The 18,073-nt window shown below is 64.7% G+C and carries 20 protein-coding genes; 11 read left to right on the forward strand and 9 right to left on the reverse strand.

Annotated features, from left to right (window positions below; translation table 11 throughout):
* Positions 1 to 135: 135 nt before the first annotated feature.
* Complete coding sequence (locus tag ACT89O_RS19520; protein ID WP_487260915.1) at positions 136 to 768, forward strand: helix-turn-helix transcriptional regulator; 633 nt, start codon at positions 136 to 138, stop codon at positions 766 to 768.
* Entirely contained in the window at positions 765 to 2,054 is a 1,290-nt protein-coding gene (locus ACT89O_RS19525) for a type II toxin-antitoxin system HipA family toxin (protein ID WP_487260916.1), read from the forward strand. The genes ACT89O_RS19520 and ACT89O_RS19525 overlap by 4 nt, the downstream gene beginning before the upstream one ends.
* A gap of 21 nt (positions 2,055 to 2,075) precedes the next feature.
* Here the strand turns inward: ACT89O_RS19525 and ACT89O_RS19530 are convergent, their stop codons facing one another.
* On the reverse strand, positions 2,076 to 2,969 hold the full coding sequence (locus ACT89O_RS19530) for a LysR family transcriptional regulator (RefSeq protein WP_487260917.1): 894 nt from the start codon (positions 2,967 to 2,969) through the stop codon (positions 2,076 to 2,078).
* A gap of 130 nt (positions 2,970 to 3,099) precedes the next feature.
* Here ACT89O_RS19530 and ACT89O_RS19535 point away from each other — a divergent pair, with 130 nt between their 5' ends.
* Entirely contained in the window at positions 3,100 to 3,702 is a 603-nt protein-coding gene (locus ACT89O_RS19535; protein WP_487260918.1) for a short chain dehydrogenase, read from the forward strand.
* 102 nt (positions 3,703 to 3,804) lie between these two features.
* On the opposite strand, the gene ACT89O_RS19540 is transcribed toward ACT89O_RS19535, so the two are convergent.
* From ACT89O_RS19540 to ACT89O_RS19560, 5 genes are all read right to left on the reverse strand, one after another.
* Positions 3,805 to 4,809: a Bug family tripartite tricarboxylate transporter substrate binding protein gene (locus ACT89O_RS19540; protein WP_487260919.1), complete on the reverse strand. Its 1,005-nt coding sequence runs from the start codon at positions 4,807 to 4,809 to the stop codon at positions 3,805 to 3,807.
* A gap of 163 nt (positions 4,810 to 4,972) precedes the next feature.
* The gene (locus ACT89O_RS19545; protein WP_487262887.1) at positions 4,973 to 5,704 is read right to left on the reverse strand and encodes an SDR family NAD(P)-dependent oxidoreductase; all 732 of its coding nucleotides are present in this window, start codon (positions 5,702 to 5,704) and stop codon (positions 4,973 to 4,975) included.
* Positions 5,705 to 5,709: 5 nt separating this feature from the next.
* Complete coding sequence (pcaF, locus tag ACT89O_RS19550; protein WP_487260920.1) at positions 5,710 to 6,924, reverse strand: 3-oxoadipyl-CoA thiolase; 1,215 nt, start codon at positions 6,922 to 6,924, stop codon at positions 5,710 to 5,712.
* A 36-nt stretch (positions 6,925 to 6,960) separates the two neighbouring features.
* Complete coding sequence (locus ACT89O_RS19555; RefSeq protein WP_487260921.1) at positions 6,961 to 7,611, reverse strand: 3-oxoacid CoA-transferase subunit B; 651 nt, start codon at positions 7,609 to 7,611, stop codon at positions 6,961 to 6,963.
* 29 nt (positions 7,612 to 7,640) lie between these two features.
* The gene (locus tag ACT89O_RS19560; RefSeq protein ID WP_487260922.1) at positions 7,641 to 8,342 is read right to left on the reverse strand and encodes a 3-oxoacid CoA-transferase subunit A; all 702 of its coding nucleotides are present in this window, start codon (positions 8,340 to 8,342) and stop codon (positions 7,641 to 7,643) included.
* A 91-nt stretch (positions 8,343 to 8,433) separates the two neighbouring features.
* Between ACT89O_RS19560 and ACT89O_RS19565 the strand changes: the two genes are divergently transcribed.
* Positions 8,434 to 9,234, forward strand: coding sequence for an IclR family transcriptional regulator domain-containing protein (locus tag ACT89O_RS19565; protein WP_487260923.1), 801 nt, complete (start codon positions 8,434 to 8,436; stop codon positions 9,232 to 9,234).
* A 140-nt stretch (positions 9,235 to 9,374) separates the two neighbouring features.
* On the opposite strand, the gene ACT89O_RS19570 is transcribed toward ACT89O_RS19565, so the two are convergent.
* On the reverse strand, positions 9,375 to 9,596 hold the full coding sequence (locus ACT89O_RS19570) for a hypothetical protein (RefSeq protein WP_176886849.1): 222 nt from the start codon (positions 9,594 to 9,596) through the stop codon (positions 9,375 to 9,377).
* A gap of 200 nt (positions 9,597 to 9,796) precedes the next feature.
* Here ACT89O_RS19570 and ACT89O_RS19575 point away from each other — a divergent pair, with 200 nt between their 5' ends.
* Positions 9,797 to 10,231 carry a DUF1841 family protein gene (locus ACT89O_RS19575; RefSeq protein ID WP_487257428.1) on the forward strand — a complete coding sequence of 145 codons (435 nt, stop codon included), beginning with the start codon at positions 9,797 to 9,799 and terminating at the stop codon, positions 10,229 to 10,231.
* 26 nt (positions 10,232 to 10,257) lie between these two features.
* Here the strand turns inward: ACT89O_RS19575 and ACT89O_RS19580 are convergent, their stop codons facing one another.
* Positions 10,258 to 11,520 (reverse strand): putative Na+/H+ antiporter, encoded by a 1,263-nt coding sequence (locus tag ACT89O_RS19580; protein ID WP_487260924.1) that lies wholly within the window; start codon positions 11,518 to 11,520, stop codon positions 10,258 to 10,260.
* Positions 11,521 to 11,733: 213 nt separating this feature from the next.
* On the opposite strand from ACT89O_RS19580, the gene ACT89O_RS19585 reads away from it, so the two are divergent.
* Positions 11,734 to 12,216 (forward strand): DUF3429 domain-containing protein, encoded by a 483-nt coding sequence (locus ACT89O_RS19585; protein ID WP_055398596.1) that lies wholly within the window; start codon positions 11,734 to 11,736, stop codon positions 12,214 to 12,216.
* Positions 12,217 to 12,276: 60 nt separating this feature from the next.
* On the opposite strand, the gene ACT89O_RS19590 is transcribed toward ACT89O_RS19585, so the two are convergent.
* Positions 12,277 to 12,939 (reverse strand): c-type cytochrome, encoded by a 663-nt coding sequence (locus ACT89O_RS19590; protein ID WP_055401586.1) that lies wholly within the window; start codon positions 12,937 to 12,939, stop codon positions 12,277 to 12,279.
* A 106-nt stretch (positions 12,940 to 13,045) separates the two neighbouring features.
* Between ACT89O_RS19590 and ACT89O_RS19595 the strand changes: the two genes are divergently transcribed.
* From ACT89O_RS19595 to ACT89O_RS19615, 5 genes are all read left to right on the forward strand, one after another.
* Positions 13,046 to 13,900, forward strand: a complete 855-nt coding sequence (locus ACT89O_RS19595; RefSeq protein ID WP_055401588.1) for an AAA family ATPase — start codon at positions 13,046 to 13,048, stop codon at positions 13,898 to 13,900.
* A 10-nt stretch (positions 13,901 to 13,910) separates the two neighbouring features.
* A complete protein-coding gene (locus tag ACT89O_RS19600; protein ID WP_436131356.1) occupies positions 13,911 to 14,147 on the forward strand; it encodes a hypothetical protein in 237 nt (78 codons plus the stop codon).
* A gap of 16 nt (positions 14,148 to 14,163) precedes the next feature.
* Complete coding sequence (locus ACT89O_RS19605) at positions 14,164 to 14,766, forward strand: GNAT family N-acetyltransferase (protein WP_436131355.1); 603 nt, start codon at positions 14,164 to 14,166, stop codon at positions 14,764 to 14,766.
* 18 nt (positions 14,767 to 14,784) lie between these two features.
* Positions 14,785 to 15,972, forward strand: a complete 1,188-nt coding sequence (locus tag ACT89O_RS19610) for a vWA domain-containing protein (protein WP_121420979.1) — start codon at positions 14,785 to 14,787, stop codon at positions 15,970 to 15,972.
* A 133-nt stretch (positions 15,973 to 16,105) separates the two neighbouring features.
* Positions 16,106 to 18,070, forward strand: coding sequence for an autotransporter assembly complex protein TamA (locus ACT89O_RS19615; protein ID WP_487260925.1), 1,965 nt, complete (start codon positions 16,106 to 16,108; stop codon positions 18,068 to 18,070).
* Positions 18,071 to 18,073: the final 3 nt, after the last annotated feature.

Below are 18,073 nucleotides of genomic sequence, written 5' to 3' on the forward strand. Positions count from 1 at the left end.
TTTAATTCATAGATATTATTTTTTATCGTATTAACACGCATCTATGAATAATTTATACCATTCAGCTCTTGCCCTCAGTCACCTGCAAATAATTCATAGATGTTCAAAAATTCCTTCTTGAACTAATATCTATGAATGCCATCTCAAAACACCAAGCCCGCTGACTACCCCCAGGCGGTCCTCCAGCAGATCGCGTTGCTCGCGCAGAACATCGTGATTGCACGCAAGCGCCGCAAGGAAACACAAGCCCAGTGGGCCCAGCGGCTGGGCGTGTCGCAGCCCACCATGGCGCGCATCGAGCGCGGCGACCCATCGGTGTCTATGGCGTCGTATGTGATGTGCATGTGGCTCATCAACCAGGCCCAGGGGCTGGCCGACCTGATTGCACCGCAGAACGACCTCACATCGCTGGAGCAGGAGTTAGCCAAAGCCCGCCCCCGGCGCACCGCACAGAAGACGGCGCAGAAAGACGCAAAGACGCCAGCAAGCAACGCAAAGCCTGCCGCCTTGCCGTCCGTCTCCAGAACCAACGCACCTGCCCACTTGGGGACCGTGCACGTTGCTGAAGAGATGAAGGGCTCCTTCGAGGAAGCAAGCCCTGCCAAACCAACCATAGGGGCCGCGCAGAAGGTCACTGGACTGAGCCCCGAAGAACAGATCCGGCAAGCCATTCGAGTTACAGGACTCGGCGCGCCAAAGCGCCAGCCCAACAGCACCGCCGCAGGCCTGGCCGCACTGATCGCGGGCCAGAAGAAAGCGCGGCCATGAGCCTGCAGCCCAACGCGCCGCAGGTCACTCCGCGCTCCTACGTGCCGCAAGACACGCTCTACGTCTGGACGCTGGTCAACCCCGCCCAGCCGGTGCTGACTGGGTCGGTGGGCTTGTCGCAGCTGGTGCCCAACTGCGCCACTTTCAGCTACGCCACAGACTGGTGGCAGTTTGCGCTGAGCGAAGACCTGCCCCTCATCGCAGGCCAGACGTTCAGCGCAGGCCACAAGGACAGCGCGCCCGGCGCCATCGACGATGCGCGGCCAGACCGGTGGGGCGAGCGCATCATCCGCCACATCGACCGCCCCGCGCGCCTGTCGATTCTGGAGATGCTGCTGTTCGCTGGCGACGACCGCTTTGGCGCGTTGGGCATCTCCACATCGGCCGACCACTACATCCCCCGCCGCATCGGGCCGTATCCGCAACTGCGCGATCTGGAGGCCATGGTGCGGGCGGTGGAAGACGTGCAGTCGCAAGCCCCGGTCACACCAGAAATCCAGCGGCTGGTGCAGCCCGGCGTGACGCTGGGCGGCGCACGGCCCAAGGCGCTGCTGCAAACCGACAGCGGGCCTTGCGTCATCAAGTTCAGCGAGCTGGACGACACCGTGGATACGCCTCTCATCGAACACGCCACCATGACGCTGGCAGCCCTGGCAGGCATCCACGTTGCCAGCACGGGTGTGCTGCCCATTCCATCGTGGCGGGGCCGGGGGCCGCAGCGCCATGCGCTGACCATCCAGCGGTTTGACCGGGTGCAGATGGGTGCCCTGAGCCTGCGCGTGCACTGCATCTCTGCCAAGACGGCGCTGGCTGCGGCGGGCCTGACCGAAAGCTATGGCGCACTGGCCACCGTGCTGCTGCGCCAGGCGCACCCCGACCGGCAAAAGGCGCAGCGCGAAGAGCTGTTTAGGCGCATGGTGTTCAACATCCTCATGGACAACACCGACGACCACGAGCGCAACCACTGCCTGCGCCTGGGCTTTGACGGCTACTACGACCTGGCCCCCGCGTTCGACGTGGTGCCCACGCTGCAGAACATGGGCTACCAGGCCATGGTGGTGGGCCAGCACGGTGCGCAGTCCACGCTGGACAACGCGCTGACCGACTTGAGCGAATTCGGTCTCACCCGCTCCCGGGCCATCGGGTTGATTCAGGAGGTTGCTCACGCGATAGAGCAATGGCCGCTGCATTTTGCGCAGCACGGCGTCTGCGCGGCCGACATGGAACAGCTCGCGGCGAGCATCGACCGCGATGCACTCAAGGACCAGCGCAAAGCATTCTGCTGAGCCGGCTGCCGTATAGCTCAGTCAGTGGCCATCTACGCCCAGCGTCCCCACCACGTACTCCACAAACCGCGCCAGCTTGGGCAGTTGCCGCCGGTCGGGCGCGTACACCAAGTGCACATCGCGCTGTGCGGGCAGGCAATGCTGCAGCACGGGCACCAGCGCGCCGCTGGCCAGGTCGTCGGCCAATAGCACCTCGGGCTGCATGACGAGACCCAGCCCATGCAGCGCCGCCTGGCGCAGGCCATCGCCCTGGTTGCAAACGAAGCGCGCGTTCTCCGGCCAGAAGAACTCCGTGTCGCCGTCGCGCAGCGTCCATTCCACACGGCGCTGCCACACCGAGTGGCTCAGGCACTGGTGGCGGGCCAGGTCGGCCGCGCCCTGTGGCGTGCCATGGCGCGCCAGATAGGCGGGCGTGGCGGCAATCACCATGCGGTAGGGACGCAGTGAGCGGGCCACCAGGCCTTCGTCCACGATGCGGCCGATGCGGATGGCGGCATCGAACCCCTCACCCGCCATGTCCACCACGCTGTCGGTGAGCTGCAGGTCCACACGCACCTGCTCATGGCGCTGCAAAAACTCCGCCACCAGTGGCGCGATGACATGGCTGCCCAGGGTAAAAGGCGCACTCACCCGCAGCAGGCCCTGCGGCACGGCGCGGCTGCGCTCCACGGCGGACTCGGCCCAGCGCACCTGCTCCAGCACGCGTTTGCTGTCGTCGTAGAACGCGGCGCCCACCTCGGTCAGGCTGTTCTGACGCGTGCTGCGCTGGAACAGGCGCGCGCCCAGGTGGGTTTCGAGCTGCTGAATGTGCTTGCCCACCATCACCGCCGATATCTGCAGCTGCCGCGCGGCGGCGGCAAAGCTGCCCGCCTCCACCACGGCCACCATGACTTCCATGTTGCGCAGCTTGTCCATGGTTCCTGGATATTCCTAATCAATAGTTAGCACAAGCATAACTTGCACGTACTTTATGCATTGATTGATTAGCAAAAGAATCGGGCTGTCAGTCCTTCATCAACCCTTTTTGACACCCAAGGAAAACACCATGTCCAAGATTCTTCTCATCGGCGCCAGCGGCACCATCGGCCAGGCCGTGCAGGCCAACCTGGGCGCACGCCACGACGTGATCACCGTCGGCCGCAGCAGCGGCGAGCACCGTGCGGACTTCTCGCAGCCAGGCTCGGTCGCACAGCTCTTCGAGGCGGTGGGCAAAGTCGATGCCATTGTGAGCACTGCAGGCAACCTGCACTTTGGCCCGCTGACGGAAATGACGGCCGAGCAGTTCAACCTGGGCCTGCAGGACAAGCTCCTGGGCCAGGTGCAGCTGGCGCTGGTCGGTCAGAAGTATTTGAACGATGGCGGCTCCATCACGCTGACGGCGGGCATCCTCTCGATCGAGCCCATCCGCAACGGCGCCAGCGCCACGGCCGTGAACGCAGCCATCGAAGGTTTTGTGGCTGCCGCCGCCATCGAGCTGCCGCGCGGCCTGCGCATCAACGCCGTGAGCCCCACCATCCTCACCGAATCCGTGGGCGTGTACGGGCCGTTCTTCCCGGGGTTCGACACGGTGTCTGCCGAGCGCGCCGCGCGCGGCTACCAGCGCAGCGTGGAAGGGGCTCAGACGGGGCGGGTGTACCGGGTTCAGTGAGCCAGACCACCTGGATTTGAAAGAAAAAAAAAGCTGCTGCCGCCCGTCGAACTAGGCGGCAGCAGCTATCAATTGGGTAGCTGCAGTGATCGATAGTGCAGATCAGTCGAGACTTGCGCCCGACTCCTTCACCACCTTGCCCCACTTCACCGACTCGGCCTGGATGAAGGCGGCGAACTGCGCGGGCGTTTCGCTCATGGCTTCCGCGCCCTGGTCATTGATCTTCTTCTTCACATCGGCCTGGTTCAGCACCTTGACCAACGCGGTGTTCAGCTTGGCCAGCACTGGCGCGGGCGTGCCTGCGGGGGCAAACATGCCGAACCACGACGTGGCTTCGTAGCCCGCCACACCCGCTTCGGCGATGGTGGGCACGTTGGGCAGCTCGGGTGAACGCTTGGCCGTGGTCACGGCAATGGGCACCAGTTTGCCGCTGCGAACATGCTGGATGGCCGAGGGCATGTTGTCGAACATGATGCCGATCTGGTTGCCCAGCAGGTCGGTGACAGCGGGTGCGCTGCCCTTGTAGGGCACGTGCACCATGTCCACCTTGGCCAGGCTCTTGAACAGCTCGCCCGACAGATGGATGGAGCTGCCGCTGCCCGACGAACCGAAGTTGAGCTTGCCGGGGTTGGCCTTGGCGTAGGCAATCAACTCGGGCACCGTCTTGAACGGCTGGGCGGGGTTGGCCACCAGCAGGTTCGGCACATTGGCCACGCGGGTCAGCGGCGCGAAGTCCTTCACGGGGTCAAACGGCATCTTCTTGTACAAGCTGGCATTGATGGCGTGCGTGCCCACCGTTCCCATGAACAGCGTGTAGCCGTCCGCGGGGGCCTTGGCAGCCATGGAGCCGCCAATGTTGCCGCCCGCGCCTGCGCGGTTGTCGACGATGACGGACTGCCCCAGTTCGGTGGTCAGCGCCTGGCCGATGATGCGGGCCAGGATGTCGGTGGTGCCGCCTGCCGCAAAGGGCACGACGATGGTGACGGGCTTGCTGGGATAGGCCTGGGCCAGCGCAGCGCTGCTGCCCAGCAGGCCAGCCCCTGCGATAGCGGCGCAGGCAGCGGCCGACAGCGCGAAGCGGCGGGTGGTGTGGATGGAATCGGTCATGGTTTGTCTCCTTCAAGAAGGTGGATGAATGAATGGGTCGGTGCCACCAGTGCTGCGTTAGTCCGCGTCTGGCCGCGCCATGGCCTCAACCGGGCGCCGAGGCCTCCGGGCGAGAACGGGGGGGTGCCCCTTGCGGGGCGACAGGGAAAATCAGTTCAGGTTGCTAAACAGGCGCCACTCCCAGCGTGGTGCCGCCGCACACGTACAGCACCTGCCCGGTCACGAAACCGTTGTCGGGCGAGAGGAAGAACAGCGCTGCGCGCGCCACGTCTTCGGCGGTGCCCATGCGGCCTACCGCAATGCTTTTGAGGATGCGCTCGGTCTGCGGCGCGCCGTCGGGGTTGCTCTGGCGGAAGAGTTCGGTAGCAATTGGGCCGGGGCCGATGGCGTTGACGGTGATGCCGTCACGCCCCAGCTCCATGGCCAGCGTGCGTGTCATGCCGATCATTCCAGCCTTGGTGGCGGAGTAGACGATGCGCTCGCCCTTGCCCAAAGCGGCGCGCGACGACATATTCACGATGCGGCCCTGCCCGCTGGCGCGCAACGTGGGCAGAAAGGCCTGCACCAGCAGCATGGGTGCACGCAGGTGCAGGCCCACCACGTCATCCAGCTGCGCGGTGGTCGCGGTGTCGATGGTGCCGGGGCGCGTGGCGCCCGCGTTGTTCACCAAGGCCGTGACGTTGTGTTTGGCCGCAATCTCGGCCGCGCGTTCGCGGGTCGATGTTTCGTCGGTCAGGTCGCCCTGGTACGAGGTGAGTTGCGGGTGGCTCCAGCTGGGCAGCACGTAGTCCAGGTTGACCACGGCGTGGCCTTGGGCCAGCACGGCTTCGGCAATCGCGCGGCCGATGCCGTTGCTGGCGCCGGTGACGACCGTGACGGGAGTGCTTTTATCAATTGCGGTCACACACGCTCCAGGATGATGGCAATGCCCTGCCCCACGCCGATGCACATGGTGCACAGCGCGTACTGACCAGCGTGCTCGTGCAGGCGGTTGACGGCGGTGGTGACCAGGCGGGCGCCGCTGGCACCCAGCGGGTGGCCCAGCGCGATGGCGCCGCCCCAGGCGTTCACACGCGCATCGTCGTCCTTGATGCCCAAGGCGCGCAGCACGGCCAGCCCCTGCGCGGCAAAGGCTTCGTTGAGTTCGATCACATCCAGGTGGTCGATGGTCAGCCCCGTCTGCGCCAGCACCTTGAGCGTGGCGGGCGTCGGGCCAAAGCCCATGATGCGCGGCGCCACACCGGCCACAGCCATGCCCACGACGCGCGCGCGGGGCTTGAGGCCGTATTTACCAGCATTGGCCTCATCGGCCAGCAACAGCGCGCAGGCGCCATCGTTCACGCCCGATGCGTTGCCCGCCGTCACCGTGCCATCGGGCCGCACCACGCCCTTGAGCTTGGCCAGCGCTTCCAGGCTGGTCTCGCGCGGGTGTTCGTCCTGGCTCACGATGATCGCGTCGCCCTTTTTTTGCGGGATGTGCACCGGCACGATCTCGCGCGCCAGGTGCCCGGCCTTGATGGCGGCCACGGCATTGAGCTGGCTGCGCAGGGCCATCTGGTCCTGGGCTTCGCGCTCGATCTTGAAGTCGGTGGCCACGTTCTCGGCGGTCTCGGGCATGGAGTCCACGCCGTACTTTTCCTTCATCAGCTTGTTGATGAAGCGCCAGCCGATCGTCGTGTCATACACCGCGTTGTTGCGGCTGAAGGCCGACTCTGCCTTGGGCATGACGAAGGGGGCGCGGCTCATGCTCTCCACACCGCCCGCGATCATCAGGCCGGCCTCGCCCGCCTTGATGGCGCGCGCTGCGGTGCCCACGGCATCGAGCCCCGAACCGCACAGGCGGTTGATGGTGGCGCCGGCCACGTCGATCGGCAGGCCCGCCAGCAGGCTGCTCATGTGGGCCACGTTGCGATTGTCTTCACCGGCTTGGTTGGCGCAGCCATACAGCACGTCGGTCACGGCCGCCCAGTCCACGCCGGGGTTGCGGTCCATCAGCGCCTTGATGGGGATGGCACCCAGGTCGTCGGTGCGCACGCTGGAGAGCGCGCCGCCGTAGCGGCCGAAGGGGGTGCGGATGGCGTCGCAGATGAAGGCTTGGCGTTGTGGGTGGCTCATGGTTTTGTCTCCTCGTTTCTTGGGGGTTGGATTCGGTCAGGCGGCGGGGCGGATGGGCAGGCCCACCAGTTGCTCCAGCTCGGCGTGCGACAGGCCGGGCACCATGTCGATGAGCTGCAGCCCGGAGGGCGTGCAGGCCAGTGTGCACAGATCGGTATAGATACGCTTCACGCAGGCGACACCGGTGAGCGGGTAGGTGCACTGCGCCACGATCTTGCTCGCGCCCTGCTTGGTCAGCAGGTCCATCATGACCCAGGTCTGCTTGGCGCCGATGGCCAGGTCCATCGCGCCGCCCACGGCGGGGATGGCGCCGGGCTCGCCCGTGCTCCAGTTGGCCAGGTCGCCCGTGGCGCTGACCTGGAAGGCGCCCAGCACACAGATGTCGAGGTGCCCGCCGCGCATCATCGCGAAGCTGTCGGCGTGGTGAAAGTACGCGCCGCCGGGCAGCAGCGTGACGGGCTGCTTGCCCGCGTTGATCAGGTCATAGTCCTCCAGCCCCGCAGCGGGCGCCGGGCCCATGCCCAGGATGCCGTTTTCGCTTTGCAGGATGACCTCGCGGCCTGCCGGGATGTGATTGGCCACCAGGGTCGGCTGACCGATGCCCAGGTTGACGTAGGCGCCGTCGTGGATGTCTTGCGCCACGCGCTTCGCCAGTTCTTCTTTACTACGCTTTTGATAGCTGCTCACGCTTTATCCTTGTGCGGTAGGTGCCGATTTCATGCCGATTTCTTGAAACCACCCGCCTGCGTGGCCGTGCGGTCGATCTTGACCACATGGCTCACGTAGATGCCAGGGGTGACGATGGCCTCGGGGTCGAGCGCGCCCAGCTCCACCACCTCGTGCACGGTGGCAATCGTGGTCTTGGCGGCCGTGGCCATCACGGGGCCAAAGTTGCGCGCCGACATGCGGTAGGTAAGGTTGCCCCAGCGGTCGCCCTTCTCGGCCTTGATCAGGGCCACATCGCCGTGGATGGGGTATTCGAGCACGTAGTGTTTGCCATTGATCTCACGCGTTTCCTTGCCTGCAGCCAATTCGGTGCCATAGGCCGTGGGGCAGAAAAAGGCGCCGATGCCCGCACCCGCAGCGCGCAGGCGCTCGGCCAGATTGCCTTGGGGCACCAGTTCCAGCTCCAGCTTGCCACTGCGGTACAGCTCGTCGAACACATAACTATCGACCTGGCGCGGAAAGCTGCAGATGATCTTGCGCACCTGCCCGGCCTTGAGCAGCGCGGCCAGACCCTGGTCGGCATTGCCTGCGTTGTTGTTGACCACCGTGAGGTCACGTGCCCCCTGGGCGACGAGGCCATCGATCAGCTCGCCCGGAATGCCGGCCGTGCCGAACCCACCTATCAACACCGTGGCACCATCCTTCACCCCCGCAAGGGCCTGGGCCACCGAGTCCGCCAGTTTGTTGATCATTGCAACGCTTTCTTGGTTTCTCAGTTGTCTCTTTGAAATTTGTTCGCATATAGAACAAATGTTCGCTTAAAGAATTATAGTTGGCATACGTATGAATTCCCAAACCCCTGAAGCCAAAGACCCCAAACCGAGCGACAGCTATGTGCAGTCGTTCGCGCGCGGGCTGGAGGTGATCCGCTCGTTCAGCGCGGCCACACCGCAGCAAACCTTGAGCGAAGTCGCCGTGCAGACTGGCCTGACCCGCGCAGGCGCGCGCCGCATCCTGCTCACGCTGCAGACGCTCGGCTATGTGGAGACGGACGGCAAGCTGTTTAGCCTGAGCCCGCGCATCCTGGACCTGGGGTTTGCGTACCTGTCTTCGCTGCCCATCTGGAACCTGGCCGAGCCGGTGATGGAAGACCTGGTGGAAGAGGTGCGCGAGTCGTCATCGGCCGCCGTGCTCGACGGCCTGGACATCGTCTATGTGCTGCGCGTGCCCACCCACAAGATCATGCGCACCACGCTGGGCGTGGGCTCGCGCCTGCCCGCGTGCTGGACGTCCATGGGCCGCATGCTGCTGGCGGGGTTGCCGGACGACGAACTGCAGGCCCGGCTGCAAGGCCACCCCATGCAGCGCTTTACCGAACACACCACCACCGATGTGGATGCACTGCTGGCCCACATCCGCCAGGCGCGGCAGCAGGGCTGGTGCCTGGTGAACCAAGAACTGGAAGAGGGTTTGATATCGATTGCTGCGCCGCTGACCAACCGCACGGGGCAGACGGTGGCGGCGCTCAACATCAGCGGTCAGGCCAACCGCACCAGTGCGGCGATGATGCAGGAGAGCCTGCTGCCCGCACTGCTGAGTGCGGCCCGGACCATCTCGCGCATGATGGGCGCACCGAGGGGGTGATGAAGGGAGGAAGGCACACCGAGAAAAGCCGGTGATCACCCCCGCAACGAGCAGCCCGTGCTAAAGCACCGACTCCCGTCTTAGTTGGAGAGGGCAAGAACCGGAGTCGTAACCCCAGTCGCTCGCCATGACAGGTGAAATCAGTTCTTGCGAAACCCCAGCACCAGCACCACGCCGCCCAGCACCATCGCACCCAGGCTCATCCACTGGGGGATATTGACGGATTCTTTTTCCTTCACGGTGAGCTCGAGCGGGCCCAGCTTGGCTTGGGTGGTGTCCTTGGTAAAGCTGAAGCCGCCGGTCAAAAACCCGGCCAGCCCCACCACCAACAACAACACACCAACGATTCGCATTGCATTCATGAAACTTCTCCCGATGCCGGGTTTGGAGGACTGCGACAAAGTGGACCCGGCTCCCGACCTTTGCGCCAGCCCAATGTAGGTGCGCCAGCGCAGGGCCAACGTAGGACGCCGCCCCGGCGCGATGTAGCAGGCGGGCGCGATCCGAACCGCCTTCCCCTGTGCGCTCCGGGCTCTTGCCCTGCGTGCTACCCTCACGCCCCATGTTCAGCCCCTCCCAAGCCGATGTGCGCCGCTTTCTGTGCGGTGTGCACGCCAAGACCCAGAGCGGCGCCCCCATGGAAGCCATCGAGACGCTGGCAAGCCTGTGGATCGCCGAGCACCCCGAATACCACACCGATTTGTCCGATGCCGATGCGGCCGTCACTCGTAACTACGACGAAACACCGGGGCAGACCAATCCCTTCCTGCACCTCTCGATGCACCTGTCCATCAGCGAGCAGTGCAGCATCGACCAGCCCCGTGGCATCCGCCAGGCGGTGGAGCTGCTGACGGCGCGGCTCGACTCCTTGCACGATGCCCACCACGCTGCCATGGACTGCCTGGGCGAGATGCTGTGGGAGAGCCAGCGCGCAGGCCGTCCGCCCGATGGCGACGCCTACATCGCCTGCGTGCAGCGGCGCGCCACACGGGACTGACCACCCACGCTACGTCCGCTGGCCGGTCACAACAACTTGAACGCCAGCACCGCCACCATGGTAGGTGGCAAGGCACCCAGCAGCAGCCCCAAGGGGTGGATGGCGTTGTCAGCGAACTTCTCTTTCAGGATTGCCGCGCCTGCGGGGTTGGGTGCATTGGCAATCACAGTCAGCCCCCCACCCGTTACTGCACCCGCCACCAAGGCGACCTTGAACTCGTCGCTCAGGCCTTCGACCAACGAGCCCAGGTAGGTCAGCGCAGCGTTGTCCGTAAAGGCAGTGAGCGCCGCCGCGCCAAAGAACACGGCATTGGCATCCATCTTCATGAGCACCGGCTGCAGCCACCACTGCTGCAAACCACCCAGCACCACCAGCCCGACCAGGAAGAAAGCCACCAGCAAGGCCTCGCGCAGGATCAGCGGGTTTTGGTGGCGCTGGTAGGCCGTGGTGAATCCCATGAAAAACAGGAACAGGCCCATGAAGACTGCTGGGTGGTGCGCAAACAGCACGACAAGCCCCAGGAATACCAGATGCACCAGCATCACAGACACAGGCACGGGCGCCTCGTCCGTCGTGATCTTGCGTCCCATGTGCCCCACCTGTTGGCGAAACAGCAGCGTGGCGATACCGGCGTTGACCACCACCGCGACGGCCGCCTTCCAGCCAAAGTTGGACACCATGAACCACAGGTCCCAGTTCCACTGCGCCGCCACCATGAGCACCGGCGGCGCGGCGAACGGCGTGAGGGTGCCGCCGATCGAGATGTTGACGAACAGCACGCCAATGGTCGAATACTTGAGCTTGTTCGACAAAGGCTGCGAAAACAGGATGTCACGCAGCATCAGTGCCGCCAGCGTCATCGCAGCAGGCTCGGTGATGAAGGAGCCCAGCAGCGGAACGGCCGACAACACCACAAAGTACATCGCCACACCGCGCTGAAAAGGCATGCACCGTGCCAACACCCGCACCGCGGAGCCAGCCATCTGAAGAATCGGCCGTGTAGCCGCAATCACCATGATCGCGAACACAAACAGCGGTTCGGTGAAATTGCGCGAGTCCAGGTAGGCCGTGGCCTCCTGCTTGCCGCTGATGGAGAACATGAACAGCATGAGCACCAGCGCCCAGAAGCCGAAGACCACCTCGACCTCGCCCAGCAAATGCCAGATGCCCGCATGCTTGGGCTGCGTGTGCGCCAGGCGTTCGAAATACTTGGTGGAGAAGGTGTGGAGGATGGCCAGGCCGAACAGGACGGCACCGATCACCTGAATCAGGGTGGGAGAGGAGTTCATGGGTCGCAGAAAAACCGCGTGGCGGCCCGACCAGCGCATGAACCTGCCGGGCCACCATGGCGCCGACACCCAGCCTCCATTTTACCGTTGCACAACGGCGGCTCCGTGTAGGCGCAGCGCGCTTGGAACGCCGCTCACGGCATACACACAACCATGCACCCTACTCGGGAGTCGCGCTTTCCAGACAATGCGGGCACCGTACCCGGAGGCACCATGCACAGTCACCCATCCGCACAACCCTTGTCTTCACCGCCCCCTGCGCCGATCCCTGGTCCCGTGGCCTGGCTGGGCTATGGTGGCCTGCTGCCGTTTGTGGCACTGGCGGCTGGGGGCCTGTGGGCACCCAGCACGCCCTGGTGGAGCGCGGCGCTACTGGCCTATGGCGCGGTGATTCTGAGCTTTGTGGGAGCGCTGCACTGGGGCTTCGCCATGGCGCTGAGCGGCCTCAGCACCGCCGAGCGCACACGCTGCTTTGTGTGGAGTGTGGTGCCATCGCTGATGGCCTGGCCTGCGACGCTGTTACCCCCAGCGGGAGGGGCAGCGCTGCTGGTGACAGGCTTTGTGGCGCACCTGGTGCAAGACCATCGGCTGGCCGCACGCACATCGCTGCCGGCGTGGTACCTGCCGCTGCGCTGGCGCCTGACAACCACGGCCTGCGTGTGCCTGGCCGTTGGCGCCATGGCCGCCAGCCGCTGACGATTCGATGGCCCAGCAAAAAGCCCGCCGAAGCGGGCTTTTTATCAACGGTGGTGTCGCTTAACGGAAACGCGACTGGGGCACCGTGTGCAGATCGCCTTCGAGGCCGCTGATGTAGTTGGACAGCGCCTTCAGCTCAGCGTTGGTGAATTGCTTGGCCACACCGCCCATGATGGCGTTACCACGGCCCACATTGGCGTTCTTCTCGACCTTGTAGGACTTGAGGGCCACGAAGAGGTAGTCGGCATGCTGGCCGGCGATCTTGGGGTACGAGGGATCAATGGGCTTGGCGAAGTTGTCGCCATGGCAGGACACGCAGGCGCCCTTCTTCAGCAGCTCGGCCACCTGCACACTGGGTTCGCGGCCGGGCTTGGCGGGCAGCTCGGCCCCCGTCTTGCCGTGCTGTTCGTAGTAGGCCGACACGTCTGCGATGTCCTTCTCGGACAACGACTCGGCAATGCCGCGCATGGTGGGGTGCTTGCGCTCGCCCTTCTGGTAGGCGACCAGCGCTGCCGCAATGTACTTGGCGCTTTGGCCCGAGATCATGGGCACCTTGTGGATCTCAGGAAAGCTGGCCTGGTAGCCAACAATGCCGTGGCAGCCAATGCACATGGCAATCTTTTGCTTGCCGGCTTCCACGTCGCCTTTGGCTTCCTGGGCATGGGACAAGGCGGTCACGGAAGCGACAGCCAGGGCAAATAGCGTGGTCAGCGTTTTGTTCATTTTGCGCGCACAATCTCGTGGAAGTTCAGCTCTGGGCTCTGATCAGCCGTCGATTATAGCCAGCGCCCTGTCAAGCCCATTCATCAACGATCCGGTGTTTTCCCCCATGAAATTCCAAGGCTCCCAGAACTACGTCGCCACCCAGGACCTGATGCTCGCCGTCAATGCCGCCATCACGCTGCAACGGCCGCTGCTGATCAAGGGCGAGCCCGGCACGGGCAAGACGATGCTGGCCGAGGAAGTGGCCCAAGCGCTGGACATGCCGCTGTTGCAGTGGCACATCAAGTCCACCACCAAGGCCCAGCAGGGCCTGTATGAATATGACGCCGTGAGTCGCTTGCGGGACAGCCAGCTCAACGACGGCGACAGCGCAGAGCGCGTGAAGAACATCCGCAACTACATCATCCAGGGCGTGCTGTGGCAAGCCTTCACGGCCGACCGGCCCGTGGCACTGCTGATCGACGAGATCGACAAGGCCGACATTGAATTCCCGAACGACCTGCTGCGCGAAATCGACCGCATGGAGTTCTACTGCTACGAAACGCGCGAACTCATCAAGGCCAAGCACCGCCCGCTGGTGTTCATCACGTCGAACAACGAAAAGGAGCTGCCCGACGCCTTCCTGCGCCGCTGCTTCTTCCACTTCATCAAGTTCCCCGAGGCCGACACCATGCGGCAGATCATCAACGTGCACTTCCCCACGCTCAAGAGCGAGCTGCTCAGCGTGGCGATGAAGACGTTCTATGACGTGCGCAACCTGCCGGGCCTCAAGAAGAAGCCATCGACCAGCGAACTGATCGACTGGCTCAAGCTGCTGGTGGCTGAAGACATTCCGCTCACCGCCTTGCAAAGCGCCGACAACAAGGTGGCGGTACCCCCGCTGGTTGGGGCGCTGCTCAAGAATGAACAGGACGTGAGCCTGTTCGAAAAGCTGGTGTTCATGAATCAGCGCAACCGCTGACTCCCCGGCAATGTCCCAACACCCTCCCCCTTCGCTGGCAGACGGCATTGCCGACGCCATTGGTTTTGTTGGCGGCGCACTCGCCGGTTTCTGGCTGGGCCAGTGGCTGGGCATGGACATCTTTGCGCCAGGCTACGGCACCCCGGCCCTGGTGGGCATTGCCCTGGTGGGACTGGGCGGCGGCCTGGGCCTGCACGCTGCGCGGCGCTGGCAGACCAGTCGGCGCAACAAGCCCTCCAAGGATTGACGAAGAGAAAAGACCCATGGCTTTTGTAGAACCAGTCACCCTGCGCGACCGAGGCATCCGCCTGGAGCCCCTGGCGCTCTCCCACGAACACGGCTTGGCCGCCGCTGCGGCCGATGGCGAGCTGTGGAAGCTGCGCATCACCTCGGTACCCGAGCCCCAGGACACCCGCGCGTACATCGAAGCCGCCTTGAAGATGCGGGAAGACGGGAACCGCTTTGCCTTTGCGGTGGTGGATGACGCCACCGGCAAGGTGCTCGGATCCACCAGCTACCACGACATCGTGCCGGCCGTGAAGCGCGTGGAGATCGGCTGGACCTGGTACTGCCAAAGTGTGCAGCGCACCCACGTCAACACCACCGCCAAGCTCTTGATGATGGGCCACGCCTTCGACACGCTGGGCTGCCATGTGGTGGGTTGGCGCACCGACAACTACAACTTTGCGTCGCAACGCGCCATCGAGCGCCTGGGCGCCAAGAAGGACGGCGTGCTGCGCGGCCACGCGCTGCGCCGCGACGGCACCATTCGCGACACGGTGATGTACAGCATGCGCGCAGGCGAGTGGCCTGAGGCCAAGGCGCAGTTGCTATACCTTTTAGAGCGTCGAACGCTTACCAAATAAGCGCTGGAGGCCAAAATCATGCTGATCGACTTCTTCTACACCCTGCGCTCGGCCAAGTTGCCCGTGTCGGTCAAGGAATACCTCACCCTGCTCGAAGCCCTGCAGGCCGGTGTGGTGGGCCCCAAGTCGGATGACGCATGGAGCCTGGACGACTTCTACAACCTCTCGCGCCTCACGCTGGTCAAGGACGAGAAGCACTACGACAAGTTCGACCGGGCCTTCGGCGCCTACTTCAAGGGCGTGGAGATGGTGGCCGATTTCACCAAGGAGATCCCGGCCGATTGGCTGCGCAAGATCCTGGAAAACGAACTCACGCCCGAGCAAAAGGCCGCCATCGAGAAGATGGGCTGGGACGAGCTGATGGAGACGCTCAAGAAGCGCCTCGAAGAACAAAAGGAGCGCCACGAGGGCGGCAGCAAGTGGATCGGCACGGGCGGCACCAGCCCGTTTGGCCACGGCGGCTACAACCCGCAGGGCGTGCGCATTGGTGGCGCGGGCAAGAACAAGAGCGCGGTGAAGGTGTGGGAGCAGCGCGCCTACAAGGACTACGACGACCAGCAGGAGCTGGGCACGCGCAACATCAAGGTGGCGCTGCGCCGCCTGCGCAAGTTTGCGCGCGAAGGGCACGAGCTGGAGCTGGACCTGCCCGACACCATCCGCAGCACGGCCGCCAACGCGGGTTACCTCGACATCAAAATGGTGCCCGAGCGTCACAACAATGTGAAGGTGCTACTGCTGATGGACGTGGGCGGCACCATGGACGAGCACATCCAGCGGGTGGAAGAACTCTTCAGCGCCGTCAAGAGCGAGTTCAAGCACCTGGAGTTCTATTACTTCCACAACTGCGTGTACGACTTCATGTGGAAGAACAACCGCCGCCGCTTTGCCGAGAAGTTTCCGACCCTGGACATCATCCGCAAGTACAACAAGGACTACAAGCTGATCTTTGTGGGCGACGCGACCATGAGCCCCTACGAAATCCTGCAGCCCGGCGGCAGTGTGGAATACAACAACGAGGAAGCGGGCGCCGAGTGGATTCAGCGCCTCACGCACGCCTTCCCCAAGTTTGCGTGGATCAACCCCGAGCCCCAGGGCGTATGGCAGTACCGCCAGAGCATCAGCATCATCCAGCAACTGGTGAGCAACCGCATGTACCCGCTGTCGCTCAAGGGGCTGGAAGAGACCATGCGGCTGCTGTCGAAGTAGGCGGGATGGGGCACCAGCGCTTTGGAGCCCATCGCGCGGAACTGTCTGACACGGCGGGGCTGATTTTCGGTGCATAGTGGCGGTGGGCCGGTTTTGCAGCCAGCCCCAACCACCCAAACCACCTTCTCCTGCCGTGCCTTTTCGCGTCCTGCGCCCCACTGCCCTTTTCTCAACGCCGGCCCCATGGTCGGCGTTGCTGCTTTTCAGCGCGCTGTGCCTGCAGGGCTGCAGCCTGCTGCCGCGCGGTGAGGATAGCGAGAGCACAGGCTCGGCGCCCACCCCGGCCATTGCCGAATCGGGCACGCCCTCTTTCGCCGTTCAGGTCAACGCCCCCGCCAACGTGCGCGAGACGCTGGAGCGCCACCTGGAGCTGCAGCGCTTTCGCCACCTGCCCGATCTCCACGCCAACGAGCTGCAGCGCCTGCTGGGCGCAGCCGATGCCAACGCCCGCGAACTGTTGGGCACGATGGGCTACTTTGCACCCACCATCACGGTGGAGCTGACCGAAACGCCCGACAGCAAGGCTGCCCCGCGCACGGTGGTGGTCACGGTGCAGCCCGGCCCGCAGACCCGCATTGCCAGCGCGGACATCGACTTCACTGGCAACACGGACGGCACGGGCGGTACGGACAGCTCCAGCTCGGAGCGACCCACAGAAGAAGCCGGTACCAGCGCCAGCATCCGCCAGCAGCAGCGCGTGCAGCGCAACTGGTCCCTGCAGCCGGGCCAACCGTTCACCCAGTCTGCCTGGGACTCGGCCAAGAACGACGGCCTGCGCCAGCTGCAGGCGCGCCGCCACCCCACCGCCCGCATCGCCAGCAGCCGGGCCGAGATCGATGCCGACCAACACGCGGCAAAGCTCAGCGTGACCTACGAGCCCGGCCCGCACTACCGCTTTGGTCCGCTGCGGGTAGAGGGCAGCCAGCGCTACGACCCCGACGGCGCCCGGCGCCTGGCGCGCCTGCCCACAGGCGCGGTGTATGACGAGGCCGAACTGCTCGACGCCCAGCTGCGGCTGGCCAGCAGCGGTTACTACGATTCGGTGTTCCTCACGCTCGACACCGAGGGCACTGACCCGCAGGCCGCGCCCGTGGTGGCCCAGGTGCGTGAGGCACCGATGCAAAAGCTGGTGTTCGGCCCCGGCTTCTCGACGGACAGCGGCGCGCGCCTGTCGCTGGAGCACATCCACAACCAGTTGCCCGTCATCGGTTGGCGCGCGGTGAGCAAGCTCTCGCTGGACCGCGAGACCAAACACGCCAGCAGCGAATGGACCGACCTGCCCAACAACAACGGCTGGCGCTGGTTTGCAGGCGCCCAGCTGCAGCGCGAGGCGACGGGCGACTACGACGTCAACAGCGGGCGCGTGCGCTACGGCCGCAGCAAAAGTACCAAGAACATCGACCGCAACTACTTCCTGCAGTACGACTACGCCAACAGCCAGGGGCTTGCCGCCAACGTGCAGTCGCCCTCCGACACCAGCACGGCCCTGAGCGTGAACTACGGCTGGACGGGCCGCTACTTCAACAGCGCCACCGCCCCCACGCGCGGCCATGGCATCGCAGTGGAGCTGGGGCTGGGCACCACGCTGCGGCCTGAGCGCGACCCGTTTGTGCGCACCCTGGTGCGCTGGCAGTCGTTCATCCCCGCAGGCCGCGTGCAGGACGCCGCTGGTGTGGGCCGCAGCGCCCGCGTGGCCTTGCGCGCAGAGGGCGGGGCCGTGCTGGCGCGCTATGGCGCGCAGATCCCTGTCACCCAACTCTTCCTGACCGGGGGCGACACCACCGTGCGTGGCTACGGCTACCGCAGCATCGGCGCCCGCACCGACAACGGCCAGCTCTACGGCGGCCGCTACCTGGCCGTGGGCAGCGTCGAATGGCAGCGCCCCATCGTCTACCAGGGCGCCATGACCGACTGGGAGAGCACGCTGTTCGTGGATGCTGGCGCCGTGGCCGACCGCCTGGGCGACCTGGACCCGCGCGTGGGCATTGGCGCTGGCGTGCGCTGGCGCAGCCCTGTGGGGCCGCTGCAGGCCGACCTGGCCTATGGCGTAAAAACCAAGGAGGTGCGACTGCACCTGCGGCTGGGGTTCAGCTTCTGATGA

It is taken from the genome of Acidovorax sp. NN32 (assembly GCF_057597245.1).